General features: G+C 68.4%; 1 protein-coding gene and 1 pseudogene. Both read right to left on the reverse strand.

From position 1 onward, the window contains the following. Window positions 1-510 (reverse strand): DNA polymerase Y family protein (locus X773_RS73505; RefSeq protein ID WP_036239975.1); only part of this gene is annotated, 510 nt, incomplete at its 3' end. Then, window positions 452-874: pseudogene (locus X773_RS78920) on the reverse strand (hypothetical protein); the annotation flags it as partial. The gene X773_RS73505 and the pseudogene X773_RS78920, both read right to left, overlap by 59 nt.

Below are 874 nucleotides of genomic sequence, written 5' to 3' on the forward strand. Positions count from 1 at the left end.
CATGACGGCGCCCGCCGTGCGCAGGCCGACGCTTTCGAGGCTGGCGCGTACCTCCGGGTCGATGCGCAGCGCCGCCAGCGGCAAGGGCACGAGAAGCGCTTCCTCCTCGCCATCGGGCACGATGCGGTCACCGGCAAACCGCGCCGCCGCCCAGGCAGCACCAGGCGTGGCGGCAAGCCCGGCGCGGACATCGAAGCCCTGATGGAAAAAACGCGACAGGATATCGTCCAGCATCGAGCGTTCGCCGCCGAAAAGATGGGTGCAGCCGGTGACGTCGAGATAGAGGCCGTCGGTCCCGTCAAGCGCCACCAGCGGGGTATAGCGGTCGCACCAGTCGGCGAGGCCTTCGAGCAGGCGCCGGTCGGCCTCCGGATCGGCCTCCACGATGTCGATCGAGGGATGCATGGCGCGTGCGTCGGCTATGCCCATGCCGCGCTTCAGATTAAGCGCCTCAGCCCGTTCGTCGAGGGCGGCGATGCGCTGGGTGTTCCCTTGGCGATGGCTGATCACCAGCGGCAGGTGATCCGACGGCCGGGAACGCCAGGACCGCCCCAGACGCTGCCGCAGGATCCTCTCGGCGGCGAGATGCGGAAACCACAGGGATAGGATTCTTTGGCCGTTCTGGGGGCCATTCCTGAGACCTTCCTTGCTCGCCCCGTCTTTCTTCGAATATGCGTTCATCGGGGTTCCACTCCAGTGTGAATTTTCCGGGCAAGGCCGTGCGGCTCTTGCCGATGGCGACGGTGAAGGCGGGCCGGCCGATCGAGCCGGCGAGCGGCCCGGCAAGCGTCTTACGCGTTGCCGCCGGTGCCGCCGACAGGATGAGGCGGACGGGCGCTGCCGTCGGTTCGGGCTCGCCGGCCTGGCGCAGCAG

Source organism: Mesorhizobium sp. LSJC280B00 (assembly GCF_000502835.1).
GTDB lineage: Bacteria > Pseudomonadota > Alphaproteobacteria > Rhizobiales > Rhizobiaceae > Mesorhizobium.